This is a genomic window from Campylobacter sp. JMF_08 NE1, assembly GCF_027737875.1.
GTDB lineage: Bacteria > Campylobacterota > Campylobacteria > Campylobacterales > Campylobacteraceae > Campylobacter_B.
In genome coordinates this window covers 116,301-138,446 of sequence record NZ_JAOVUC010000003.1, presented here as the reverse complement: position 1 = coordinate 138,446, position 22,146 = coordinate 116,301, and the positions used below count along the sequence as shown (strand labels likewise).

Genomic DNA, 22,146 nt, shown 5'->3' with positions numbered 1-22,146 from the left:
CCAAATTCGCCTTAAAATTTCAAAATTTCATAAATTTATCAGGATTAAAATGAAAAAATTTCTTAATTTTGGCTTTGCGGTTTGCGTGGTTATGGGGCTTGCGGGCTGTGGTGGCGATAACGAGTGTGCGGTCTTTATCATGAACGAAAACGGACTAAACGAGCCACCATATATAAAAGAAGGTAGCAAAGCTGGCGTGTATGCGTGCAAAAGCGCCATGAGGATACGCACTATGGATGTTTTGCGCCAAAGATCTTTCAAAGATAGTGGCAGAGGGAGTGCTAGTATGTTTAGCGTGTATGCTAGCATAGAAAAAGAGGAGCTAAGAATTCGGGCGAAGCGGGGCGAGATATTTTCTGATATCAACAAAATCACTAATGGCGTGCAAATCACGCCAGAGATAAAAGCTAAATTTGAGCAGGCAGATAAGGCGTTTGCGCTGCTAGAAAGCAAATCTAGCGAGAGTGAGTTTCACGATAATTTCGTGGAAGCCTTAGGAAAACTAGGCGAGTGCGATAAAGAAATAAGGCGTCAAAAAAAGGCAGATGAGGCCAAAACAGGGGCGAAATAGCGGAATTTGGCGCGAAGTCATAGTAGAGTTTGGCGCAAAGCGAAGTAATCTAGGGAAATTTATATTTCGCTTTTAAGTGTCATTGCGAGGGATTTTGCGCCAGCAAAATTCCGCGGCAATCTACAAAGTATAAATTATCAACCGCAAAAATGGCAAAATTTTGAAATTCTAAAAACCCATGAAATTCAAAAATTTTGCCATTTACCATATTGTTTATTTTGACTTTGTAGATTGCTTCGTCGCTACTGCTCCTCGCAATGACAATAGCGAACGAAATTTGTATAATCTGTCATTGCGAGCGAGTGAAACGAGCGTGGCAATCTACAAAGCCTAAACTACCAACCACAAAAATGGCAAAATTTTGAAATTCTAAAACCCATGAAATTCAAAAATTTTGCCATTTACCATATTGTTTATTTTGACTTTGTAGATTGCTTCGTCGCTACCGCTCCTCGCAATGACATTTAAATGCAAAATTTTGCATTTATAATAAAAGGTAAAATTTCGGCGCAGTATTCAAAATTTGCGTAAGCGAAATTTCAAAATAAAATTTAAAAGTTGTATAATCACGGACTTTATTTTAAGGATTAAAAATGAAAAAATTTTTGATTTTGTGCTTTGTTTTTATTGTAATGCAAGCTTCGCAAATAGGTGATGCGAAAAATGATTTTGTGTCAGCGATTAACCATTTTTACAAGTATTTTTTAGAAAACGGACAATTCGATGAGATGGCGCAAAATATGACAAAAATCGTGTTGCCGATTAAGGTAGATGGCGTAGTTTGCGTTGATTTTGATGTAAAAAACAAAAGCGAACTTGAAATAAAAATGAATAAAACTGATGAAAAATGTAGGGATTTTGCACGAAATAGCGGCAAAGTTATCGATATTAAGGGCGCACAAACTAAGGGCAAAATTATTACTCGATAATCACAACCCAAGTGCGAATTGCGGGAAGGGCGTAACTTCGCACTTTATCCCCTCGATTTCAAGCACGCCTGTATTTGCCATGGAGATTACGGCAAGGCGCGTGATTTTGAGCCGTTTTAGCTCCAAAATCAGCTTTTTAAATCTCAAAAACACAATCTCACTCGCGCTAAACGGCACGACCAAAACCCCTAAATTTCGGCTCGGCAGGTAAAAATCCAAATCCTTGGTGTAGTAAATGGGTGCGCCCAAATTTGCCAGCTCGCAATACACGGCGTTTAAAAATTTTTTCACAAAATCCTTTTTGAAGCCGAGAATTTCTTTGAGATTGAAATTCGAAAAAAACATCTTTTTCGCCGCTTTTTCATCGCCAAATTTTGGGATAAAATTTATAAAATTTTCATCGTCAAATTTCGCTATGGCCGCATAGACGCTGTCCTTTGAAATGCGGATTTTTTCCTTTAAATTTGTATAAATTTTATTCGCGCTAAATGACGCTGCGACGAAAGCCGCGCACTCTTTTAAAATTTTAATCTCGTTTGCGCTTAGAGCCGATTTTAGCGCATTTTGTTCGGAATTTATGCTCCCTGCTGAGTGCAAAAGCGAGCCACCCACACTCCCGCCTTGCGAGAAAAATGCCGAAATAATGGCGTTTATCTCGCTGTGCCGTTTATCGAAAGCGATAAATTCTTCAAAACAAAGTGGCGTAATTTTTAGCTTTGCAAAATTTTCTAGCCCAAAGCTACTTTTGCGCGTGGAGATGATAATGCTTTGCAAATTTTGCGAGGCGCCAGAGTTTAGCAAATTTTGCAAATGCGAAATTTCACCCGGCGAAATTTCATCTAAATTATCCAAAAAAAGTGCGATAATCTGCGAATTTTGCTCTAAAAATTTAAAAATTTTATCAAATTCATCGCTTAGATTTAAAAATTCATAGCGTAAATCTGCGAAATTTACATACAAAAACTCGCCCTTTTTGAAATTTGAAATATAATCAAACAAAATCAAACTTTTCCCAGCCCCAAGTGCGCCATAAAGTATAGTTTTGGGCGTATCAATGGAAGTTTTTCTGGCTATAAATTTCGCCTCTTCTGGCGGATTGTCATAAAAATATTCTAAATTTTGCATAAAACGCATTTTAAAATTTTCCTTATTAAAAGGAAATAAATTCAGCAAAATTTACAAAATTTTAAAATTTCAAAAATTTTGCTCTAAATTTCAGAATATTTCCTTATAAAAAGGAAAAAATTCTATAAAATTTAGTGAATTTCTTGACAAAATTTTGCCTTTTTCATATAATCCCAGTCTTTTGTTTTTAAGGCAAAAGGTCACGCGTTGTGACAAGTTCTTTTTAAGGAAAGCAGATGCAAAAAATCAGGTTAAAGTTAAAAGCTTATGACCATAGGGTTTTAGATCGCACAGTTGCGGCAATTGTAGAAGCCGTCAAGAGAACAGGCGCCGATGTGAGAGGTCCAGTTCCAATGCCTACGAAGATCAAACGCTACACAGTCTTGAAATCTCCACACATTAACAAAGATTCGAGAGAGCAGTTTGAGATGAGAATTCACGCTCGTATGCTAGATATCGTAGCGGCAACCCCTGATACAGTTGATTCGCTAACTAAACTTGACTTAGCCCCAGAAGTTAATGTCGAAGTTCATGCGATGGGCAAATAAGGAGTTAAAGTATGGAATATATCGTAGAAAAAATAGGCATGAGTAGAACAGTCGGCATCAAAAGCACGCCTGTAACGCTTTTAAAGCTTATTAATACTAAAATTTGCGAAGTATGCAACGACAAGCAAGCTATTGTAGCTTACGCTAATGGCAAAGCATACAACAAATCTATCGCAGGAATTCAGAAAAAATATAGCCTAAGCAAAGAATTTAACAAATTCGCGACACTAAATGTCGAAAATGCTGAGGTTGGCGATCAAAGCACAGAAGTATTAAGCTCAGCTAAAATCGTAAAAGTTACTTTTACTTCAAAAGGTAAAGGTTTCCAAGGTGTTATCAAACGCCACGGTTTCTCTGGCGGTCCAGCAGCTCACGGCTCACGCTTCCACAGAAGACCAGGTTCTATCGGAAACTGCGAGTGGCCAGGTCGCGTCCAACCAGGTATGAGAATGGCAGGTCACACAGGCAATGAGACAATCACTGCTAAAAACGAGATAGTAAGCTTCGATGCTGAGAATAAAATTTTGGTAGTAAAAGGTTCTATCCCAGGATTTAATGGTGCAATGGGCAGAATAAGGATAGTAAAATGAGTAAAGTAAGCGTTCTTAATGAAAAATTAGAAAAAGCTAGCGAAATCGAGCTTCCTGCAAAATATGCAGAGGTAAATTCGCACAATTTATATTTATATGTAAAATCTTACCTTGCTTCACTTCGTGCAAATACGGCACAAACAAAAGGTCGTTCAGAAGTTAGCGGTGGTGGCAAAAAACCATGGCGTCAAAAAGGTCGTGGCGGTGCAAGAGCTGGTTCGACTAGAACAAATGTTTGGGTTGGCGGTGCGGTTGCATTTGGTCCGACAAACAACAGAAACTATGAGCAAAAAGTCAATAAAAAACAAAAACGCCTTGCGCTTGAATTTGCTATGAACGAAAAAGCAAACGAGGGCAAATTTTATGTTTTCGATAACCTAAGCGTAGAAAGCGGCAAAACAAAAGACGCTGCTAAATTTATCGAAAAACTAGGTGTAAGAGATGCTTTAATCGTTAAAAACGAGCTAGATGCACAAACACTTTTAGCATACAGAAATTTGAAAAATTGCTATGTAGTTGATGCTAGCGAAGTAAATGCTTATTTGGTTGCAGTATATAGCTCAATCGTATGCGAAAAAGCTGCATTTGAAACATTGGTGAAAGAGGACTAAAATGGCAGATATAACAGATATCAAAACTATACTTTATACAGAAAAGTCTCTTGGCCTACAAGAAAGTGGCGTAGTTGTTATCCAAACAAGTCCGTCAATGACTAAAAATGGACTAAAAAGCGTTTTGAAAGAATACTTTGGCATCGTGCCTGTAAAAGTAAATTCATTGCGCCAAGATGGTAAAGTTAAAAGATTTAGAGGAAGATTAGGCGTAAGAGATGATGTAAAGAAATTTTATGTCAAACTTCCAGAGGGTGCAACCCTAGAAAATGCGGAGGCGTAAGATGGCGATTAAAACATACAAACCATATACTCCAAGTAGAAGATTTATGACAGGCCTTAGCAGCGATGATATCACTGCAAAAGCAAGCGTTAGAAGCCTACTTGTAAAAATCCCAGCCGCTGCTGGTAGAAACAATAATGGTCGCATTACAAGCCGCCATAAAGAAGCTGGTGCTAGCAAACTTTACAGAATTATTGATTTCAAAAGAAGAAAATTTGGAATCCCAGGTAAAGTAGAGGCTATCGAATACGATCCAAACAGAAATTGTAGAATTGCTTTGATCTCTTATGCTGATGGCGAGAAACGCTATATCATCAGACCAAATGAATTAAATGTAGGCGATGTCGTTGCTTCTGCTGAGGCAGGACTAGATATCAAACCAGGCAACGCAATGAAAATGAAAAGTATCCCAGTGGGAACTATCTTGCACAATATCGAGCTAAAACCTGGCAAAGGCGCTCAAATGGCAAGATCTGCTGGTGGATATGCTCAACTAATGGGTAAAGAGGAAAAATATGTAATCCTTCGTTTGCCAAGCGGTGAGATGAGAAGAGTTTTGGCTGAGTGTATGGCTACTATCGGCGTTGTTGGTAACGAAGACTGGGCCAATGTCGTTCTAGGAAAAGCTGGTCGCAATCGCCACAGAGGAATTCGCCCACAAACCAGAGGTTCTGCTATGAACCCAGTAGATCACCCACACGGTGGTGGTGAAGGCAAGAAAAATTCAGGTCGTCACCCAGTTACTCCATGGGGCAAACCTACAAAAGGTGCGAAAACTCGTCGTAAAAAAGCTAGTGATAAGCTTATAATTTCTAGAAAGAAAGGAAAATAAAAATGGCTAGATCGCTTAAAAAAGGTCCTTTCGTAGATGATCATGTAATGAAAAAAGTAGTAGCTGCAAAGGCTGCTAACGATAACAAACCAATTAAAACTTGGTCAAGACGCAGCACAATCGTTCCTGATATGATTGGACTAACATTTAATGTGCATAATGGCAAAAATTTTATCCCAGTGTATGTTACAGAACACCACATTGGTTATAAATTAGGTGAGTTTGCTCCTACTAGAACTTTCAAAGGCCACAAAGGCTCAGTTCAAAAGAAAATCGGTAAATAAGGGGAAATAAATGAGTAAATCAACTATCAAATTTGTTCGCCTTTCACCGACTAAGGCAAGACTTATCGCAAAACAAGTTCAAGGCATGAACGCTGAATTTGCACTTGCTACATTGGAATTCACTCCAAATCGTGGTGCAAAATATATCGCTACTGCTATTTCAAGCGCAGTTGCTAATGGCGGTTTTGAACCAGAGGAAGTTATAGTAAAAAGTTGTCGCGTAGATGCTGGTCCAGTTCTAAAAAGATTTAGACCACGCGCTCGTGGAACAGCAAGCAGAATCAGAAAGCCAACTTCACACATTAGCGTTGAAGTAGCAAAACCAAGTAAGGAAGCGTAGTATGGGACAAAAAGTTAATCCGATTGGTTTAAGACTAGGTATCAATAGAAACTGGGAATCAAGATGGTTTCCTGCTAAATCAACACTATCAGAAAACATCGGCGAGGATTACAAAATCCGTAAATTCCTAAAAGCTAAACTTTATTACGCAGGAATTAGCCAAATTCTTGTTGAAAGAACAGCTAAAAAAGTTCGCGTAACTATCGTTGCAGCTCGCCCAGGTGTTATTATCGGTAAAAAAGGTGGCGAAGTAGAGAATTTAAGAGCCGAAATTGTTAAACTAGTAAATAAAGATGTGAATTTAAACATCAAAGAAGAGCGCAAAGTCGGCGCTAATGCACTTTTGGCAGCTGAAAATGTAGCTATGCAATTAGAGCGCAGGGTTGCATTTAGACGCGCTATGAAAAAAGTAATTCAAGGTGCGCAAAAAGCAGGCGCAAAAGGTATTAAAATTTCAGTTTCTGGCCGCTTGGGTGGCGCTGAAATGGCTCGCACAGAGTGGTATTTAGAGGGACGCGTTCCACTTCACACTCTAAGAGCAAAAATCGATTATGGTTTTGCTGAGGCTCATACTACATACGGAAATATCGGTATTAAAGTTTGGATTTTCAAAGGCGAAATTTTGCAAAAAGGAATTCAAGCTGAAAAAACAGAAGAAGCTTCTAAAAAACCACGCAGAACAAGAAGAGGTAAATAGCCATGTTGATGCCTAAAAGAACAAAATATCGTAAGATGATGAAAGGTCGCAATCGCGGCTACGCAACTCGCGGTAATGCTTTGACATTTGGTGATTTTGGTATCAAAGCTGTTGAAGCAGGTAGAATTAATTCACGCCAAATCGAAGCAGCTCGTATCGCGATGACTCGCTATGTAAATCGCCAAGCTAAAATTTGGATTAAGGTATTTCCTGATAAACCACTTACTAAAAAACCTCTACAAACTCGTATGGGTAAAGGTAAAGCTGGTGTAGAAGAGTGGGTAATGAATATCAAACCAGGCAGAATGATTTTCGAGATGACTGGTGTAAGTGAGGAGCAAGCAAGAGCAGCTCTTACGCTATCAATCCACAAATTACCTTTCAAAACAAAAATTGTAACTAGGGATAGCGAAAATGAAATATACTGATTTGAAAGATAAAGATTTAGCTGAGCTAAATAAGATGTTAAAAGATAATAAGTTGCTTTTATTTACGGCTAAGCAAAAGCTTAAAACAATGCAGTTAAGCAATCCTAATGAAATTCGTGCGATCAAAAAAGATATCGCTAGAATCAATACTGCTATAAAAGCAAAATAAGGATAGAGTTATGGCATTTAAAAGAGAAATTCAAGGCGTAGTCGTAAAAAAAGCGGGCAATAAAACTGCTACTATTTTGGTAGAGAGAAGAGTTATCCACCCAAGATATAGAAAAATCGTCAAAAGATTTAAAAAATATCTTATCCATGACGAGAACAATATCGTCAAAATCGGCGATACTATATCAGCAGTTGAGTGCAGACCACTTAGTGCGAAAAAAACATTTCGCTTAAAAGCGGTTTTGAAAACAGGAGTTGAATAATGATACAAAGTTTTACAAGACTTGCAGTAGCTGATAACAGCGGTGCAAAAGAACTTATGTGTATTAAAGTTTTGGGTGGTAGCAAACGCCGCTATGCAACAGTAGGCGATATTATAGTTTGTTCTGTAAAAAAAGCTCTACCAAATGGCAAGATTAAACGCGGTCAAGTTGTAAAAGCCGTCGTCGTTAGAACAAAAAAAGAGCTTCACAGAGGAAATGGCTCTTTGATTAGATTTGATGAAAATGCAGCTGTAATTTTGGATGCAAAAAAAGAGCCGATTGGCACTCGTATTTTTGGCCCAATCGGTAGAGAAGTCAGATACGGCGGTTTTATGAAAATCGTTTCATTGGCTCCGGAGGTTCTATAATGGCAGTGAAATTTAAGATTAAAAAAGGCGATCAAGTAAAAATTATCGCAGGTGATGATAAAGGCAAAACTGGCGTTGTAAAAGCTGTTTTCCCTAAAAAATCACAAGTTATAGTTGAGGGTTGTAAAATAGCTAAAAAAGCTGTTAAACCAACTGAGCAAAATCCAAGTGGCGGTTTCACAAACAAAGAAATGCCTATGGATATTTCAAATGTCGCATTGGTTGAGGGTTGATTATGAACAGATTACAAACTAAATATGTTGAGTCAATTAGACCAGCTTTACAAAAAGAATTTGATATAAAAAATCCTATGCTAATTCCGGCACTTGAAAAAATCGTAATTAGCGTTGGTGTAGGCGAATCTGGCAAAGATCAAAAAGTGCTTCAAAACATGGCTGATACAATCTCTTTGATTGCAGGTCAAAAAGCACTTATTGTAAATGCAAAAAAATCAGTTGCTGGTTTTAAAGTCAGAGAGGGATTTCCTGTCGGTATTATGGTTACATTGCGCAAAGAGCAAATGTATGCGTTTTTTGATAAACTTATCTCAATCGCATTACCAAGAGTAAAAGACTTCCGTGGTGTTGCACGCAATGGCTTTGATGGTCGCGGTAACTATAACTTCGGTTTGCAAGAGCAATTAATGTTCCCTGAGGTAGAGTATGATAATATCCTAAGAACTCACGGTATGAACATTACAATCGTAACTACAACAAATAGCGATAAAGAGGCGTTTAAATTGCTAGAATTATTTGGCATGCCTTTCGCAAAAGGAAAGTAATATGGCAAAAAAATCAATGATAGCTAAGGCAAAACGCCCTGCTAAATTCAGCTCTCGTGCATATACAAGATGCCAAATTTGCGGTCGTCCGCACTCTGTTTATAGAGATTTTGGAATTTGCCGTGTATGTTTAAGAAAAATGGCTAATGAGGGTCTAATCCCTGGCCTTAAAAAAGCTAGCTGGTAAGAAGGAGTAGATATGGTAAATGATCTTATTTCAGACGGATTAACCCGCATTAGAAATGCAGCTATGAGACGCTTAGACACTGCTAAATTGTTTCACTCAAATGTTGTAGAGGCTACTCTTAAAATTTTAGCTCAAAAGGGCTATATCGAGAGCTACAATGTAGTAGAAGAGGGAAACAAAAAATTCATCAATGTAGTTTTAAAATATGATGAAAAAGGCAGAAGTGTAATCAACGAAGTAAAAAGAGTTTCAAAACCAGGACGCCGTGTTTATCAAGGTAAAGACGAGATCAAAAGATTTAAAAATGGTTATGGAACAGTAGTTGTTAGCACTAGCAAAGGCGTTATGAGCGGTATCGAAGCTAGTAAAGCTGGCGTTGGCGGCGAAGTGCTTTGCACTATTTGGTAAAAAGTTCTACTTTTTATGGCATTGTGGTATCCATTCGTAAAAGTAGTCATACCCTAGACAAATAAAAAGGAAAATTATGTCAAGAATTGGTAAAAAACCTATCTCTATTCCAAACGGAGTAGAGGTAAAAATCGATGGTTCATCTTTAAAATTTAAAAAAGCAAACAACGAAAGAGTCCTTGATTTAAAGGGCAATGTCGATGTTAAAATCGAAGATGGCCAAATTTCATTTTCACCAAAAGGTGAAGATAGACAAAGCAGAGCGTATTGGGGAACATACCGTGCGCTAGCTAACAACATCGTTATTGGCCTAACTGACGGCTTTACAAAACAGCTTGAAATCAACGGCGTTGGTTACAGAGCTGCGATGAAAGGCAAAGTTTTAGAGCTAAACCTAGGTTTTTCTCATCCGATAAATTTCGATTCACCAGCAGGTATTGAAATTTCAGTAGATAAAAACATCATCACAATCAAAGGCGACGATAAACAAAAAGTTGGTCAAGTCGCTGCTGAGATTAGAGGATTTAGACCACCTGAGCCATACAAAGGCAAAGGTGTAAAATATGTCGAAGAGCATATTATCCGCAAAGCCGGTAAAACATCTAAAAAATAAGGGTTGAGAAATGACAGCAAATGTATTAAAAAGAAAAATATCTCTAAGAATTAAGAGAAAAAGAAGAATTCGTGCAAAAATTTCCGGCACTAGCTCTTGCCCTAGAATTTCTATTTTCAAATCAAATAGAACAGTTTATGCGCAAGTAATCGATGATGTTGAGGGAAAAACAATATGCGCTGCCAGCGGTAAAACTTTGGGTGTGAAAGCAAACAAAGAAGGCGCTGCTAGCCTTGGCAAAGATTTGGCTGCTAAGCTAAAAGATAAAGGCATTTCTGAGGCGCTTTTTGATAGAAACGGTTATTTATATCACGGAGTGATTGTAAGTTTTGCTGATGCGTTACGCGAAAACGGCATCAAACTATAAACCAAAGGAATTATCGTGGAAAAATATAATAGAGAAGAATTCGAAGAAGTAATCGTTAATATCGGTAGGGTTACAAAGGTCGTAAAAGGTGGTAGAAGATTTAGATTTACTGCCCTAATCGTTGTTGGTAACAGAAATGGTTTAGTTGGCTTTGGTTTTGGAAAATCAAAAGAGGTTCCAGACGCGATTAAAAAAGCCGTAGATGATGCGTTTAAAAACATCATCGAGGTTAAACTAAATGGTTCGACAATCACTCACGATGTAGAGGTTAAATACAATGCTAGTAGAATTTTACTTAAACCAGCTAGCGAAGGTACCGGCGTAATCGCAGGCGGATCTGTTCGCCCTGTTTTAGAACTTGCAGGCGTTAAAGATATTTTGACTAAGTCTCTTGGTTCAAACAACTCATCAAATGTCGTAAGAGCTACAATGAAAGCTCTTAGCATGCTAAAACACTAACAAGGATTTAAGATGGGATTAGAAAATCTTCAAAAAGCACCAGGCTCTACTCATAGCACCAAAAGACTAGGTCGTGGTCAAGGTAGCGGTCTTGGCAAAACAGCAGGTCGCGGTGGCAAAGGTCAAACTGCGCGCACTGGCTCACATGAAAAAAGAGGTTTTGAGGGTGGCCAACAACCACTTCAAAGAAGATTACCAAAAGTTGGTTTTTATTCAAGATTTGAAAAACCTTATGTAATCAATGTAGAAAAAATTTCAGCTGTAAAAGAGCTAAGCGAGATTACAGTTGATACTATCAGAACTGTTCATAAAATGTCTAGCTCTGTAAAAGTAGTAAAACTTATCGGTGCAAGTGCAAAAGATCTTGCTAGCAAGATAAAAGACGAAAATGTAAAATTTAGCGGACAAAACTAATGAACAAAACACTTCGCAACAAGATACTCATTACATTGGGTTTTCTATTTGCTTTCAGGCTACTGGCTTATGTGCCAGTGCCGGGCGTTGATGTTGAGGTGATAAAAGAATTTTTCAATACAAACAAAGACAATGCCTTTGGTATGTTTAATATGTTTAGCGGTGGCGCGGTCGAAAGATTTAGCGTCATTTCGCTGGGCATTATGCCATACATTACGGCTTCGATTATTATGGAGCTATTATCTGCTACATTTCCAAATTTAGGCAAACTAAAAAAAGAGCGCGACGGTATGCAAAAATATATGCAAATTATTCGTTACGCTACAATCGCTATTGCGCTTGTGCAAGCAATCGGTGTTAGTATCGGTTTGCAGGGCATTACGGGCGTAAATGGCGCGAAGGCTATCATGGCAGAAAATACAAACGAATTTATATTTATTTCGTGTATTTCTATGCTTGTAGGCACTATGCTTTTGATGTGGATTGGCGAGCAGATTACTCAAAGAGGTGTTGGAAACGGCACAAGCTTAATCATCTTTGCTGGTATTGTTAGCGCGATACCAACGGCGATCGGCGGCACAGTTCAGCTCGTAAATAATGGCGAACTTAATATCTTAAAATTAATCGCAATCGCCTTAATTATTTTTGCTACAATCGCGGCGATTTTGTATGTCGAGCTAGGCGAGCGCAGGATTCCAATCTCGTTTCCTCGCAAAATTTTAATGGCGAACCAAAACAAACGCATTATGAATTATGTGCCAATCAAGCTAAATTTAAGCGGTGTTATTCCGCCGATTTTCGCTAGTGCGGTATTGATGTTTCCTAGCACGATTTTGACTGCTAGCACAAATTCTTTTGTCCAAAAAGTAGCTGACTTTATCAATCCAAGTAGCTATTTCTTTAATCTTTTGACATTTATTTTAGTTGTATTTTTTGCGTATTTTTACGCTTCAATCGCGTTTAATTCCAAAGATATCAGCGAAAATTTGAAAAAACAAGGTGGATTTATCCCTGGAATTCGTCCAGGTGAGGGCACGGCGACATTTTTAAACGATGTTGCATCTCGCCTTACATTTTGGGGTTCGATTTATCTAGGCTTGGTGACTGTTATTCCGTGGTTGCTAGTCAAATTTATGGGTGTTCCATTTTATTTCGGTGGCACGAGCGTGCTAATCGTAGTATCGGTCGCACTTGATACTATGAGAAGAATCGAAGCGCAAGTGTATATGAACAAATACCAAACCCTAAGTGCCGTTGGACTATAAAATGGCAATTTTACTCAAAAATCAAAAAGATTTAGAGGGTTTGCGGGCGGCGAATAAAATCGTCGCCGCCGCCCTTGATTACGCGGAAGAATTCATAAAACCGGGTATGACGCTTTTAGAAGTGGATAAAAAAATCGATGATTTTATCACTAGCAAGGGCGCATATCCGGCATTTAAAGGGCTTTATGGTTTTCCAAACGCAGCTTGTCTTTCACTAAATGAAGTTATAATTCATGGCATACCTGATAACACTATCCTAAAAGAGGGCGACATACTAGGCATCGATCTAGGCTCTCGCTTAAATGGATATTATGGCGATAGCGCGCGCACTTTGCCGATTGGCAAAATTTCAAAATCAGACGAAGAGCTCATCGCATGTAGCAAAGACGCGCTGTATCATGCTATCGACACGATAAAGGTCGGCATGCATTTTAAAGAGCTATGCCTAGCTATCGAGCAATTTATCAGAGCGCGCGGATATGTGCCACTATATGGATTTTGCGGGCATGGAATCGGCAAAAAACCGCATGAAGAGCCTGAGATTCCGAACTATTTAGAGGGCAACAATCCAAAATCAGGGCCAAAAATCAAAAACGGCATGGTCTTTTGTATCGAGCCGATGATTTGCCAAAAAGACGGCGCCCCAGTCGTGGGCGCAGACAAATGGACGACGACGAGCAAAGACGGCCTTAGGACGGCTCATTATGAGCATTGCTTGGCTGTGGTAAATAATAAAGTCGAAATTCTAAGCAAAAGCTTGAAAGATTAAAAGGAGAAAATTTAATGGCAAAAGATGATGTCATTGAGATTGATGGCAATGTAATCGAGGCGTTGCCAAATGCGACATTTAAGGTCGAGCTTGATAACAAGCATGTGATTTTGTGCCATATCGCAGGCAAAATGCGTATGCACTATATCAAAATCATGCCAGGCGATCGCGTCAAAGTCGAGCTTACGCCATACAGCCTTGATAAGGGCAGAATCACTTATCGCTACAAATAAATTTTGCATTTGTAAAATTTAACCAAGTGGTTAAATTTTAAAATTTCGCTTTTAAAATTTAACCCAAATTCTTAAATTTTTGCTTTTAAATTTTGTCTGAATTTTAAAATTTTAGCTTCCAAATTTCACCTAAATTTTAAAATTTTGTTTTTTTTTGAAATTCTACGCAAATTTCAAAATTCTACTCCGCAAATTTGCTAAATTTCAGCTAACTCTAACCCCCCCCCCCCGTATAATTAGACGAAAATTTTTTAAAGGATGAAAAATGGCGGCTGTTTTTGACGAGTTTAAAACTATCGCTGAATTTTTGCAGACTACGCAAAAAGAGAAAATTCTAATCCCAGAGTATCAAAGACCTTATGCTTGGGGGTTCGATCAAATCGAAGCTTTATTTAGTGATTTAAAAGATTTTACAATAGATAAAATCAAAGATAAAACCCAAGAAACATATTTTTTAGGCACGATTGTTTATTTTGTCAATGACAATGGCGAAAAAGAAATCATCGACGGACAGCAACGCTTAACTTCTATAATGTTGCTTTTGCGAGCAATTTACGAAAAATTATCCACTAGCGAGATTACGACGCCTGAGGGTTTGAATTTTATAAATAAAATCGAGCCACTACTTTTCATAAAAAACGAAATGACTGGGCAAGTCGATAAAGACGATATATTGATTAGATCTGATGTCGTATCAGATAGCCAAAACCACACATTTCATCAAATTTTAAAAACTGGTAAAACGCAAAGTGGGGCAAAGGATAATTACAGCAAAAATTATGAGAGCTTTTCTAAATTATACGATGAGTTTATTTCGCAAAATTCAGACCCAAAAGCGATTTATTATTTCATAAACAATCTTTTAAATTACACAACCATAATCCCAATCAAAGCCAAAACCCAAGATACCGCTCTTACGATATTTAACACCTTAAATGACCGTGGTATGCCACTAAGCGACGCTGACATTTTTAAGGGGAAAATTTACAAAAATTTAGATGATGATAAAAAAGTAAAATTTATCCAAGAGTGGAAAATTTTAGAAAACGAAACTGAGCTAGCAAATGAAAAAATGCAAAATTTATTTTATATGTATATGTTTTATCTAAGGGCAAAAGCTGATGATAAAGACACCACGACGCCAAAACTTCGCTCGTATTTATTAAAAAAGAAACCCGAATTTTTAAGAGATGATGATTTGCTCGAAAATTTACGCCAAATTTTGAAAATTTTAAAATTTAGCAAGGATTTGAAAGATATTGATGATGAGGTTTGGAGCGAAAATTTGCAGATAAAACAGGTTTTTTCTCTCCTTGTGCTTACAAATAACGAGTGGTGGAAATATCCTAGTATAATATATTATTTGACGCACAAAAACAGTCCAAATTTCGAAAATTTGTATTTGAAATTTTTGCGAAAATTGTTTGTGAGTATTTTCCAAAGATATAGCATAGAACACGCGATAAATTCGATTAAAGCGCCTGTTTTGAAGCTAAATGTAGAAATCACAAATAACGCAGAGCCGAAATTTGATTTTAAAGAAATTTTGGGCGATGAAGAAAATATCTTAAAGGGCAAAATTATCGCGCCACATGTAAATTTGCGCTATGCTTTGGTTTTGTTTGTGGCATACGAAATGGCAAATCAAACCGAGATTTTGCCCGAGCGTTGGGAGCTAGAACACATTTTTCCGCAAAAATGGCAAAACACCTATATCGAGCAAACTTTGGGCTGGACGGATGCGAAATTAAAAGAGCTGTTGTGGAATATTGGTAATCTTACGCCACTTGAAAAAAAGCTAAATATTGTGGCGAGTAATGGGTATTTTGACAAGAAAAAAACCGAGTATGCAAAATCAAAAGTGGCGATAACAAATGGAATTGATAAAAATTATAACGAGTGGAAACCTGAAAATATTATCGAGCGAAACGGCGAAATCGTAAAATTTGTAAAAGAAAAATTTAATCAGTGGGCACAATAAATTTAAAATCTAAATTTTCCGCGAAATTTAGGATTTCGCGGATTTTAACGCCTTAAATTTTGCCTTGCTTTGCTCGGTGAAACGCAGGCTTTCGCAAATTTTTTTAATCGCAAGATTTTTGATTTTTTCGTTTTCATACCCCTGCAAAAACTCGTAAATTTCACTCTCAAATTTCACAGCGAATTCGCACAGCGCCCACGCTGCCCCCATTTGGACATAGTATTTCTCGCTTCGCTCAGCGCTCACAGTATCTAGTAAAAGCGCCAAATCCCGCGAATTTACGAAATTTACCAGCAAATTTACATAAAAAAACCGCTTCTCAAACTCGCCCCTAGCCTCCCTAAACCCAAGCGTAAATTCCCACCAAAGCTCTAAATCATTTTTGCGTTTGGTGCAAAATGTATCGCAAATGCCCCAGTTTGTGATACGAGGGATAAAATCTCGCGCCAAATTTATGCGATTTTTTTCGCTGATTTTTAGCGAATTTATCAAAATCGCCTTTAATGTCATTTCTTCGTTAAATTCGCCCTTGGCGCGGATAAATTCTAAAATTTCGCCCTCGCTTTGCTCGCGCAAAACCTGCTTTGCAAGCGCGCGTAAATGTGGCATTTTCACGCCCAAAATTCGCGCTTTTGGCAGAATTTTCGCGCTAAATTTGGCGTATTTTTCATCGCTTAAATTTCGCAAATTCTCTAAAATTTCCATTTTTGCCCCTTGAATTTGCAAAAATTTTATAAATTTTGCCCTTAAAATTTAATCTAGCTTTTTTAAAGCTTAGTTGTGCTAAAATACAAATCTTTCAATTCTACGATCACAACAATTCTTACCGCTTATTTTTGGAGGCGAAAATGAATAAAGATGAACTTTTGAATTTAGCCGTGATTGCGGCGAAGCGTGCAAACAAGGCGATTATGGAACATTATGAGAAATTTGATGTCTATGTCAAAGAGGACAAATCTCCGCTAACAACCGCGGATTTGGCTGCAAATGATGCGATTGTAAGCACGCTAGCACCTAGTGGGATTGCGATTTGCTCCGAAGAGAGCGTGATGAGCGCAGATGAGCGCATGAGCGCAAAGAGGTTTTGGTTAGTCGATCCGCTTGATGGGACAAAGGAATTCATCGCGCGAAATGGCGAATTTTGCGTTTGTATCGCGCTGATAGAGGACGGAAGGCCGATTTTGTCGGTGATTTCATCGCCTGTAAGTGGCGATGTGTATAGCAGTAATGGCGGTGGCATCGTCTATAAAAATGGCGAAAAAATCGAGCGAAAACCAAATTCGCCAAAGACTTTCATGATAGGCCGAAATGGCAGAGGCTCAAAATACATGCCGTTTTGCGAGGAATTTGGGCTTAAATTTACTAGGCTTGGCTCTGCGCTGAAATTTTGCGTAATGGCGGAAAATGGGGCGAGCGCGTATGGTAGGTTTAGCGATTGTTCGCTGTGGGATATCGCGGCTGGGGATTTTATAATCCACCAAAGCGGCGGCGCGATAATCGACCTCAAAACAGGTGTCGCTCCGCTATATAACGGCAAAAGTCTGATAAATAATCACTACATCGTCGTCGATGCAAATACAATAAATTTATTATCAAAAATGGTAGAATTTGCGAAAAATTTATAGATTGTGGTAGAATACGCCTGCAAAATTTTTATCAAAGGATAAGAAATGAAACAGGCTTTTACAATGATCGAATTAATTTTCGTGATTGTTATTTTGGGTATCTTGGCGGCGGTAGCTATCCCTAGACTAGCTGCTACCAGAGATGACGCAGAGATTGTCAAAGCGGCGCAAAATATCACTACATCGCTAACCGATCTTATGGGTTATTACACGGCAAAAGGTGCTTATGCGCAGGAATTTAAACAAATGACAAGTGTTGCAAATCCTATCAAAGTAAAAGATAATGTTTGCGCTACATACTCATTTGTAACCGATAAGCAAATGTTGCTAAAAAGAGGCTACGACGGGATTTGCACTAGCGTTTGGAAGTTTAATGATCTAAAAGATCTATCGACCATTTACAGCTCAGACGCTCTAATCATCGTAGAGTAACTCTCACGCAGGGGCTATCCCCTGCGCCTGATAAATCCCAAAACCACTCCCAAAACACAGACAAAAGCAAAAAACCCAAATACAATAAACCAAAGAGTAGGCAAACTTAGGCTTTTTGAGCTTACAAAAAGATACCAGCCATCATTATAAGCGCTAATTAAATTCGCACGCATACCGCTGATTTCGAAATTTGCAGGCGGTGTGGGTATATCAAAAGCGCAAGAATTATATGATTTAAAAAGCGAAATTTTATTTAAATCAAAATTCAAAAATTTATTCGCCCCAGCGCAGTTCATCACGCCGTCCATATCGCTACTAGCGCGCACTGCTTTGTGTAGATACGATAGGCTTTTCGCACAAATTAGCCCCCCAAGCGCGCCATAAAACCACAAAAAATACCCACAAATCGTGCTTAGGCTATCTTTGCTAAATGCCACAAAAATCGCGCCCAAAGCTAAAACGCACAGATCAAACCTAAGCCTAGCGCTGAAAATTTCAGGATACATAAACAAGAAATTTTGCAAAAAGCAGTATGAAAAGCAAACCCACAAACCCGCCCAAACTGCGCAAAATAGTAGAAATTTGCGAGAATATTTATTGTTAAATTTTAAATCCATTTTTATCCTTTTTTGCTCGTTATTTTATTATTTTTTGCGCTAAATTTCGATAAAATCGTAAGTTTATTTTGAAATTTAATACAAAAAGGTTTAAATTTGAGGAAAAATCTCCAAATTTTAGAAAAAATTTTCGATAGTTTTGCGAAAATTTTAGGTTTTTTTAGCATTGTTTTTTTAGCCCTTTTAGTCCTTTGTGTTTTTTACAATGTCGTTGCGCGCTATCTCTTTCCAAGCGCGAATTCTGTGGCTATGCAAGAGATTAGCTGGTGGCTGTTTTCGGCGATGTTTTTGTTCGGCTCGACCTATACTTTACAGCAAAATTCCCATGTCAGGGTCGATGTGCTATATGAAAAATTTCGCCCCAAAACAAAGGCGATTATCAATATTTTAGGCACAATCTTTTTTATCTTGCCATTTGTGGCGCTCGTGGCGTATTTTTCGCTAGATTTCGCGCTCGAAGCCTACGAGAGCAAAGAATCCAGCCCAAATCCAGGTGGATTAACGAATTTATGGATAATCAAATCATTTATTAGCCTATCTTATGTCTTTTTGTTTATTTATTCGTTTGGGTTTTTGATAAAAAATATAAATTTGCTAATCCATAACCACCACGGCGAATTTTTAGACGAAAATTCTAGTGCAAAGGCTGTGTGATGATAGGGATTATAATGTTTGGCGCAGCGCTTTTTATGCTGCTTTTGGGATTTCCGGTAGCCTTTACATTTGGGGCTGTGGCGGTGATTTTTGGATTTATTTACGGCGTGAGTGAGGCGTGGGAATACGCCGAGGGAAGCGAGGTTTTTACAGAGGCTATAAGCGAAATGAGCAATCAGTTTTTCTCTCTTATGCCAAACCGAATTTACTCGATTATGGAAAATCAGCTTCTAATCGCGGTTCCGCTTTTTATTTTAATGGGTATGATTTTGCAAAAAACGCGCCTAGCTGAGAGGCTTTTGGAGTCAATGGCGTTTTTATTTGGCGGGGTTCGCGGTGGCGTGGCGATTAGCACGGTTTTGGTGGGTGCGCTTTTGGCGGCTACGACTGGAATCGTGGGTGCTAGCGTGATCGCTATGGGTATTATTAGCCTGCCTGTGATGATGAAATATGGCTACGACAAAGCCCTATCCACCGGCACTATCGCAGCTTCTGGCACGCTTGGGCAGATTATTCCACCTTCAATCGTGCTAATCATTTTAGGCGATGTTTTTTCGGTATCGGTGGGCGAGCTATTTTCCGCAGCTATCGTGCCGGGGCTCGTTTTGGTGGGGCTCTATATGGTTTTTATCCTCATAATCTCGTATGCCAAAAAAGACTGCGCCCCCGAGCTTCCTAAAATCGATGATGAAACCAAAGCTCGTCAAATTTTTAATGCTCTAAAAAATGTCGTGCCTGTTTTTGTGCTGATTTTGCTAGTGCTAGGATCAATCTTTGGTGGTATCGCAACTCCGACAGAAAGCTCATCTGTAGGCTGTTTGGGCGCGATAATTTTGTCATTTTTATACCGCACATTTTCATTTTCTTTGCTTTACGACGCACTTCGCCAAAGCGTGAAAATTTCGGGCATGGTTTTTATGATTTTAATGGGCGCAACAGCCTTTTCTATGATTTTTTCATACACGGGCGGGGACTATGTCGTGGAGGATTTCATGCACGCTCTTCCTGGCAAAGAGTGGGGATTTATCGCGCTAACTATGATTGTCATCATAATTTTGGGCTTTTTCCTTGATTATGTTGAAATTTCATATATCATTTTGCCGATTTTATTCCCGATAGTCGAAGCGATGAATATAAATCCAGTTTGGTTTGCGATACTAATCGCTGTAAATTTACAAACATCATTTATGACGCCACCTTTTGGATTTTCGATATTTTTCCTAAAAGGCGTCGCGCCAAAATCAGTGCGCACGACAGACATTTATCGTGGAGTGTTGCCATTTATCGGGCTTCAAATTTTAGTTCTTTTCGCCCTTGCGATTTATCCAGAAATTTTTGGATTAAAAGCTTTTTTAGGCTAGAAATTGTAGAATTTAGAATTATTTTAAAGGAGTTAGCATGAGCAAAAAATTTATTGATGTTATGGACACTACATTTCGCGATGGTTTCCAATCTGTCTTTGGTGCGCGTGTAGCGATGAAGGACTTTTTGCCAGCAGTGAGCGCGGCAAAAGAGGCTGGGATTAGACACTTTGAATTTGGCGGTGGAGCTAGATTTCAGAGTCTGTATTTTTATCTAAACGAAGACGCGTTTGCGATGATGGATAAATTCCGCGAAACCGTGGGAGACGAGGCAAACCTGCAAACCCTAGCCAGAGGCGTAAATACCGTTACGCTTGATACTGGTTCGCGCGAAATGATAGACATGCATGCCAAACTCTTTGCCAAACACGGAACTACGACTATTCGAAATTTTGACGCCCTAAATGATGTCGAAAATTTAAAATATAGTGGCGAGCGTATTAGAGCGCATGGCTTAAAACACGAAATTACCGTTACTATGATGGATTTGCCACCTCGTTGCTCTGGCGCGCATGATCCTGAATTTTATGCTGGAATTTTACGCAAAATTTTAGAGGCTGGAATTCCTTTTGATAGCGTTTGTTTCAAAGACGCTAGCGGAACTTCAAGCCCACAAAAGGTTTTTGAGACCGTAAGAAGAGCGCGCAAACTCCTAGGAAACGATATTCATATCAGACTTCACACTCACGAAACAGCCGGCGTTAGCGTGGCTTGCTATCAAGCAGCCCTAGCAGCAGGCGTCGATGGAATCGATCTAGCTGCTTATCCAGTCAGCGGAGGAACTAGCCAACCAGATATTTTGACGATTTTACACGCGACAAAGGGGCAAAATTTTGATTTCGGCTTTGACGCTGAGAAAATTTTAAAATACGAAGAGGTTTTGGAGGATTGTTTGAAGGATTATTTCTTGCCACCAGAAGCGACAATGGTAAGCCCGATAATCCCATTTTCGCCTATGCCAGGCGGTGCCCTAACCGCAAATACGCAAATGATGCGCGATAACAAAATCATGGATAAATTCCCATCTGTCATCAAAGCTATGCGCGAAGTCGTCGAAAAGGGCGGTTATGGCACGAGTGTAACGCCTGTAAGTCAATTTTATTTCCAACAAGCATTTAATAATGTAATGTTTGGAGATTGGAAAAAAATCGCTGATGGATACGGTAAAATGGTGCTAGGATACTTTGGCAAAACCCCAGTTGCCCCTGATAGCGAGGTCGTAAGATTAGCTAGCGAGCAACTTGGCTTAGAGCCTACTACCAAAAATGCCGTTGATTTGGCTGATTTAGACGAGACAAAGAGTATTGCTTATGCCAAAAAACAGCTAGAAGATGAAAATATCGAGCCAAGCGAGGAAAATATTTTTATCGCTCTTGCGTGCCGTGAAAAGGGCATTGCCTTCTTAAAAGGCGAGGGCAAGGTAATGATTCGCAAAAACGAAGCAAAAGAATCTAGCGATGGCGGTGAGAAAAAGGCAAAATCTGATAAATTTGACATTAATGTCAATGGCAAAGCCTATGCGGTGGAATTTAGTGGAAATAAGGTCTTAGTAAATGGCGATAGCTACAATGTCAGCATTGGCATGGCAGAGCCTAGCGAGGTCCAAACTGAGGCGAAATCAACTGCAAACAGCGATGATATCGTAGCTAGCCTGCCAAGTAATGTGTTTAAAATTTTGGTCAAACCTGGCGAAAAAGTCGTAGCTGGTCAAACCGTAGTCGTGTTAGAAGCTATGAAAATGGAGATAAACATCGAAAGCCCAAGAGACGGCGAAGTCGCTGAAATTTTGGTATTCCAAGGTCAAAGCGTCGATGCAGATGACCCATTAATCCACTTAAAATAACTTTTAAATTTAACTACCACAGGGGCGGAATTTAGCGGGTTTCGCCCCTTTTTAAATTTACAAAAACGATAAATTTACTTCAAATTCCACAATCCTAATA

At 38.8% G+C, this 22,146-nt stretch carries 33 protein-coding genes and 1 pseudogene; 31 read left to right on the top strand and 3 right to left on the bottom strand.

The genetic code is table 11. From position 1 onward, the window contains the following. Positions 1–49: 49 nt before the first annotated feature. Positions 50–571, top strand: coding sequence for a hypothetical protein (locus OFN91_RS04050; RefSeq protein WP_270873363.1), 522 nt, complete (start codon positions 50–52; stop codon positions 569–571). Positions 572–1,164: 593 nt separating this feature from the next. Next, on the top strand, positions 1,165–1,500 hold the full coding sequence (locus tag OFN91_RS04045; RefSeq protein WP_270864699.1) for a hypothetical protein: 336 nt from the start codon (positions 1,165–1,167) through the stop codon (positions 1,498–1,500). On the opposite strand, the gene OFN91_RS04040 is transcribed toward OFN91_RS04045, so the two are convergent. Beyond that, a complete protein-coding gene (locus OFN91_RS04040) occupies positions 1,501–2,625 on the bottom strand; it encodes an AAA family ATPase (RefSeq protein ID WP_270873362.1) in 1,125 nt (374 codons plus the stop codon). Positions 2,626–2,861: 236 nt separating this feature from the next. Between OFN91_RS04040 and rpsJ the strand changes: the two genes are divergently transcribed. From rpsJ to OFN91_RS03920, 24 genes and pseudogenes are all read left to right on the top strand, one after another. Then, the gene (gene rpsJ / locus OFN91_RS04035; RefSeq protein ID WP_270858578.1) at positions 2,862–3,173 is read left to right on the top strand and encodes a 30S ribosomal protein S10; all 312 of its coding nucleotides are present in this window, start codon (positions 2,862–2,864) and stop codon (positions 3,171–3,173) included. 11 nt (positions 3,174–3,184) lie between these two features. Continuing rightward, positions 3,185–3,763, top strand: a complete 579-nt coding sequence (rplC, locus tag OFN91_RS04030; RefSeq protein ID WP_270858577.1) for a 50S ribosomal protein L3 — start codon at positions 3,185–3,187, stop codon at positions 3,761–3,763. Next, a complete protein-coding gene (gene rplD / locus OFN91_RS04025) occupies positions 3,760–4,374 on the top strand; it encodes a 50S ribosomal protein L4 (RefSeq protein WP_270858576.1) in 615 nt (204 codons plus the stop codon). Before rplC ends, rplD begins: the two co-directional genes overlap by 4 nt. A gap of 1 nt (position 4,375) precedes the next feature. Further along, positions 4,376–4,657: a 50S ribosomal protein L23 gene (locus OFN91_RS04020; RefSeq protein ID WP_270858575.1), complete on the top strand. Its 282-nt coding sequence runs from the start codon at positions 4,376–4,378 to the stop codon at positions 4,655–4,657. Position 4,658: 1 nt separating this feature from the next. Then, positions 4,659–5,489 (top strand): 50S ribosomal protein L2, encoded by an 831-nt coding sequence (gene rplB, locus OFN91_RS04015; RefSeq protein WP_270858574.1) that lies wholly within the window; start codon positions 4,659–4,661, stop codon positions 5,487–5,489. A gap of 2 nt (positions 5,490–5,491) precedes the next feature. Continuing rightward, complete coding sequence (gene rpsS / locus OFN91_RS04010) at positions 5,492–5,773, top strand: 30S ribosomal protein S19 (protein WP_270858573.1); 282 nt, start codon at positions 5,492–5,494, stop codon at positions 5,771–5,773. 10 nt (positions 5,774–5,783) lie between these two features. Next, positions 5,784–6,095 (top strand): annotated as a pseudogene (gene rplV / locus OFN91_RS04005) (50S ribosomal protein L22); the annotation flags it as partial. A gap of 19 nt (positions 6,096–6,114) precedes the next feature. Further along, positions 6,115–6,810, top strand: a complete 696-nt coding sequence (rpsC, locus tag OFN91_RS04000; protein WP_270873361.1) for a 30S ribosomal protein S3 — start codon at positions 6,115–6,117, stop codon at positions 6,808–6,810. Between the two features lie 2 nt (positions 6,811–6,812). Next, positions 6,813–7,238 (top strand): 50S ribosomal protein L16, encoded by a 426-nt coding sequence (gene rplP / locus OFN91_RS03995; RefSeq protein ID WP_270858571.1) that lies wholly within the window; start codon positions 6,813–6,815, stop codon positions 7,236–7,238. Beyond that, positions 7,225–7,407 (top strand): 50S ribosomal protein L29, encoded by a 183-nt coding sequence (gene rpmC / locus OFN91_RS03990; protein WP_270858570.1) that lies wholly within the window; start codon positions 7,225–7,227, stop codon positions 7,405–7,407. The genes rplP and rpmC overlap by 14 nt, the downstream gene beginning before the upstream one ends. 10 nt (positions 7,408–7,417) lie before the next feature. After that, positions 7,418–7,669, top strand: coding sequence for a 30S ribosomal protein S17 (gene rpsQ, locus OFN91_RS03985; protein ID WP_270858569.1), 252 nt, complete (start codon positions 7,418–7,420; stop codon positions 7,667–7,669). After that, the gene (gene rplN, locus OFN91_RS03980) at positions 7,669–8,037 is read left to right on the top strand and encodes a 50S ribosomal protein L14 (RefSeq protein WP_270858568.1); all 369 of its coding nucleotides are present in this window, start codon (positions 7,669–7,671) and stop codon (positions 8,035–8,037) included. The genes rpsQ and rplN overlap by 1 nt, the downstream gene beginning before the upstream one ends. Further along, positions 8,037–8,270 carry a 50S ribosomal protein L24 gene (gene rplX, locus OFN91_RS03975; protein WP_270858567.1) on the top strand — a complete coding sequence of 78 codons (234 nt, stop codon included), beginning with the start codon at positions 8,037–8,039 and terminating at the stop codon, positions 8,268–8,270. Before rplN ends, rplX begins: the two co-directional genes overlap by 1 nt. A gap of 2 nt (positions 8,271–8,272) precedes the next feature. After that, positions 8,273–8,818, top strand: coding sequence for a 50S ribosomal protein L5 (gene rplE / locus OFN91_RS03970; protein WP_270858566.1), 546 nt, complete (start codon positions 8,273–8,275; stop codon positions 8,816–8,818). A 1-nt stretch (position 8,819) separates the two neighbouring features. Then, positions 8,820–9,005: a type Z 30S ribosomal protein S14 gene (locus OFN91_RS03965; protein ID WP_270858565.1), complete on the top strand. Its 186-nt coding sequence runs from the start codon at positions 8,820–8,822 to the stop codon at positions 9,003–9,005. 12 nt (positions 9,006–9,017) lie between these two features. Then, positions 9,018–9,413: a 30S ribosomal protein S8 gene (gene rpsH / locus OFN91_RS03960; protein WP_270858564.1), complete on the top strand. Its 396-nt coding sequence runs from the start codon at positions 9,018–9,020 to the stop codon at positions 9,411–9,413. 76 nt (positions 9,414–9,489) lie between these two features. Continuing rightward, positions 9,490–10,026 (top strand): 50S ribosomal protein L6, encoded by a 537-nt coding sequence (rplF, locus tag OFN91_RS03955; RefSeq protein ID WP_270858563.1) that lies wholly within the window; start codon positions 9,490–9,492, stop codon positions 10,024–10,026. Positions 10,027–10,036: 10 nt separating this feature from the next. Then, positions 10,037–10,393 (top strand): 50S ribosomal protein L18, encoded by a 357-nt coding sequence (rplR, locus tag OFN91_RS03950; protein ID WP_270858562.1) that lies wholly within the window; start codon positions 10,037–10,039, stop codon positions 10,391–10,393. A 15-nt stretch (positions 10,394–10,408) separates the two neighbouring features. Then, on the top strand, positions 10,409–10,852 hold the full coding sequence (gene rpsE, locus OFN91_RS03945) for a 30S ribosomal protein S5 (RefSeq protein WP_270858561.1): 444 nt from the start codon (positions 10,409–10,411) through the stop codon (positions 10,850–10,852). A 12-nt stretch (positions 10,853–10,864) separates the two neighbouring features. Continuing rightward, positions 10,865–11,266 carry a 50S ribosomal protein L15 gene (rplO, locus tag OFN91_RS03940; protein ID WP_270858560.1) on the top strand — a complete coding sequence of 134 codons (402 nt, stop codon included), beginning with the start codon at positions 10,865–10,867 and terminating at the stop codon, positions 11,264–11,266. After that, entirely contained in the window at positions 11,266–12,531 is a 1,266-nt protein-coding gene (gene secY / locus OFN91_RS03935) for a preprotein translocase subunit SecY (RefSeq protein WP_270858559.1), read from the top strand. The genes rplO and secY overlap by 1 nt, the downstream gene beginning before the upstream one ends. Position 12,532: 1 nt before the next feature. Beyond that, positions 12,533–13,300 carry a type I methionyl aminopeptidase gene (gene map / locus OFN91_RS03930; RefSeq protein WP_270873360.1) on the top strand — a complete coding sequence of 256 codons (768 nt, stop codon included), beginning with the start codon at positions 12,533–12,535 and terminating at the stop codon, positions 13,298–13,300. Between the two features lie 14 nt (positions 13,301–13,314). After that, positions 13,315–13,533, top strand: coding sequence for a translation initiation factor IF-1 (gene infA / locus OFN91_RS03925; RefSeq protein ID WP_005869854.1), 219 nt, complete (start codon positions 13,315–13,317; stop codon positions 13,531–13,533). A gap of 265 nt (positions 13,534–13,798) precedes the next feature. Next, positions 13,799–15,514, top strand: coding sequence for a DUF262 domain-containing protein (locus OFN91_RS03920; RefSeq protein ID WP_270873359.1), 1,716 nt, complete (start codon positions 13,799–13,801; stop codon positions 15,512–15,514). A gap of 27 nt (positions 15,515–15,541) precedes the next feature. Here the strand turns inward: OFN91_RS03920 and OFN91_RS03915 are convergent, their stop codons facing one another. After that, the gene (locus OFN91_RS03915; protein WP_270873358.1) at positions 15,542–16,219 is read right to left on the bottom strand and encodes a DNA alkylation repair protein; all 678 of its coding nucleotides are present in this window, start codon (positions 16,217–16,219) and stop codon (positions 15,542–15,544) included. Between the two features lie 143 nt (positions 16,220–16,362). Between OFN91_RS03915 and OFN91_RS03910 the strand changes: the two genes are divergently transcribed. After that, positions 16,363–17,139: a 3'(2'),5'-bisphosphate nucleotidase CysQ family protein gene (locus tag OFN91_RS03910; RefSeq protein WP_270873357.1), complete on the top strand. Its 777-nt coding sequence runs from the start codon at positions 16,363–16,365 to the stop codon at positions 17,137–17,139. A gap of 45 nt (positions 17,140–17,184) precedes the next feature. Next, the gene (locus tag OFN91_RS03905) at positions 17,185–17,571 is read left to right on the top strand and encodes a type II secretion system protein (protein WP_270873356.1); all 387 of its coding nucleotides are present in this window, start codon (positions 17,185–17,187) and stop codon (positions 17,569–17,571) included. A 14-nt stretch (positions 17,572–17,585) separates the two neighbouring features. Here OFN91_RS03905 and OFN91_RS03900 read toward each other — a convergent pair whose 3' ends face one another. Further along, positions 17,586–18,188 (bottom strand): hypothetical protein, encoded by a 603-nt coding sequence (locus OFN91_RS03900; RefSeq protein ID WP_270873355.1) that lies wholly within the window; start codon positions 18,186–18,188, stop codon positions 17,586–17,588. 96 nt (positions 18,189–18,284) lie between these two features. On the opposite strand from OFN91_RS03900, the gene OFN91_RS03895 reads away from it, so the two are divergent. Genes OFN91_RS03895 through OFN91_RS03885 form a run of 3 tightly spaced genes read left to right on the top strand, consistent with a single transcriptional unit; the run spans position 18,285 to position 22,046 of the window. Next, on the top strand, positions 18,285–18,842 hold the full coding sequence (locus tag OFN91_RS03895; RefSeq protein WP_270862711.1) for a TRAP transporter small permease subunit: 558 nt from the start codon (positions 18,285–18,287) through the stop codon (positions 18,840–18,842). After that, positions 18,842–20,203 carry a TRAP transporter large permease gene (locus tag OFN91_RS03890; RefSeq protein WP_270873354.1) on the top strand — a complete coding sequence of 454 codons (1,362 nt, stop codon included), beginning with the start codon at positions 18,842–18,844 and terminating at the stop codon, positions 20,201–20,203. The genes OFN91_RS03895 and OFN91_RS03890 overlap by 1 nt, the downstream gene beginning before the upstream one ends. A gap of 37 nt (positions 20,204–20,240) precedes the next feature. Beyond that, complete coding sequence (locus OFN91_RS03885) at positions 20,241–22,046, top strand: biotin/lipoyl-containing protein (RefSeq protein WP_270873353.1); 1,806 nt, start codon at positions 20,241–20,243, stop codon at positions 22,044–22,046. The last annotated feature ends 100 nt before the right edge of the window (positions 22,047–22,146 follow it).

Coding starts and splice junctions, on each gene's coding strand:
- OFN91_RS04050 (WP_270873363.1), top strand. CDS start 50: ATGAAAAAATTTCTTAATTTTGGCTTTGCGGTTTGCGTGGTTATGGGG.
- OFN91_RS04045 (WP_270864699.1), top strand. CDS start 1,165: ATGAAAAAATTTTTGATTTTGTGCTTTGTTTTTATTGTAATGCAAGCT.
- OFN91_RS04040 (WP_270873362.1), bottom strand. CDS start 2,625: ATGCAAAATTTAGAATATTTTTATGACAATCCGCCAGAAGAGGCGAAA.
- rpsJ (WP_270858578.1), top strand. CDS start 2,862: ATGCAAAAAATCAGGTTAAAGTTAAAAGCTTATGACCATAGGGTTTTA.
- rplC (WP_270858577.1), top strand. CDS start 3,185: ATGGAATATATCGTAGAAAAAATAGGCATGAGTAGAACAGTCGGCATC.
- rplD (WP_270858576.1), top strand. CDS start 3,760: ATGAGTAAAGTAAGCGTTCTTAATGAAAAATTAGAAAAAGCTAGCGAA.
- OFN91_RS04020 (WP_270858575.1), top strand. CDS start 4,376: ATGGCAGATATAACAGATATCAAAACTATACTTTATACAGAAAAGTCT.
- rplB (WP_270858574.1), top strand. CDS start 4,659: ATGGCGATTAAAACATACAAACCATATACTCCAAGTAGAAGATTTATG.
- rpsS (WP_270858573.1), top strand. CDS start 5,492: ATGGCTAGATCGCTTAAAAAAGGTCCTTTCGTAGATGATCATGTAATG.
- rpsC (WP_270873361.1), top strand. CDS start 6,115: ATGGGACAAAAAGTTAATCCGATTGGTTTAAGACTAGGTATCAATAGA.
- rplP (WP_270858571.1), top strand. CDS start 6,813: ATGTTGATGCCTAAAAGAACAAAATATCGTAAGATGATGAAAGGTCGC.
- rpmC (WP_270858570.1), top strand. CDS start 7,225: ATGAAATATACTGATTTGAAAGATAAAGATTTAGCTGAGCTAAATAAG.
- rpsQ (WP_270858569.1), top strand. CDS start 7,418: ATGGCATTTAAAAGAGAAATTCAAGGCGTAGTCGTAAAAAAAGCGGGC.
- rplN (WP_270858568.1), top strand. CDS start 7,669: ATGATACAAAGTTTTACAAGACTTGCAGTAGCTGATAACAGCGGTGCA.
- rplX (WP_270858567.1), top strand. CDS start 8,037: ATGGCAGTGAAATTTAAGATTAAAAAAGGCGATCAAGTAAAAATTATC.
- rplE (WP_270858566.1), top strand. CDS start 8,273: ATGAACAGATTACAAACTAAATATGTTGAGTCAATTAGACCAGCTTTA.
- OFN91_RS03965 (WP_270858565.1), top strand. CDS start 8,820: ATGGCAAAAAAATCAATGATAGCTAAGGCAAAACGCCCTGCTAAATTC.
- rpsH (WP_270858564.1), top strand. CDS start 9,018: ATGGTAAATGATCTTATTTCAGACGGATTAACCCGCATTAGAAATGCA.
- rplF (WP_270858563.1), top strand. CDS start 9,490: ATGTCAAGAATTGGTAAAAAACCTATCTCTATTCCAAACGGAGTAGAG.
- rplR (WP_270858562.1), top strand. CDS start 10,037: ATGACAGCAAATGTATTAAAAAGAAAAATATCTCTAAGAATTAAGAGA.
- rplO (WP_270858560.1), top strand. CDS start 10,865: ATGGGATTAGAAAATCTTCAAAAAGCACCAGGCTCTACTCATAGCACC.
- secY (WP_270858559.1), top strand. CDS start 11,266: ATGAACAAAACACTTCGCAACAAGATACTCATTACATTGGGTTTTCTA.
- map (WP_270873360.1), top strand. CDS start 12,533: ATGGCAATTTTACTCAAAAATCAAAAAGATTTAGAGGGTTTGCGGGCG.
- infA (WP_005869854.1), top strand. CDS start 13,315: ATGGCAAAAGATGATGTCATTGAGATTGATGGCAATGTAATCGAGGCG.
- OFN91_RS03920 (WP_270873359.1), top strand. CDS start 13,799: ATGGCGGCTGTTTTTGACGAGTTTAAAACTATCGCTGAATTTTTGCAG.
- OFN91_RS03915 (WP_270873358.1), bottom strand. CDS start 16,219: ATGGAAATTTTAGAGAATTTGCGAAATTTAAGCGATGAAAAATACGCC.
- OFN91_RS03910 (WP_270873357.1), top strand. CDS start 16,363: ATGAATAAAGATGAACTTTTGAATTTAGCCGTGATTGCGGCGAAGCGT.
- OFN91_RS03905 (WP_270873356.1), top strand. CDS start 17,185: ATGAAACAGGCTTTTACAATGATCGAATTAATTTTCGTGATTGTTATT.
- OFN91_RS03900 (WP_270873355.1), bottom strand. CDS start 18,188: ATGGATTTAAAATTTAACAATAAATATTCTCGCAAATTTCTACTATTT.
- OFN91_RS03890 (WP_270873354.1), top strand. CDS start 18,842: ATGATAGGGATTATAATGTTTGGCGCAGCGCTTTTTATGCTGCTTTTG.
- OFN91_RS03885 (WP_270873353.1), top strand. CDS start 20,241: ATGAGCAAAAAATTTATTGATGTTATGGACACTACATTTCGCGATGGT.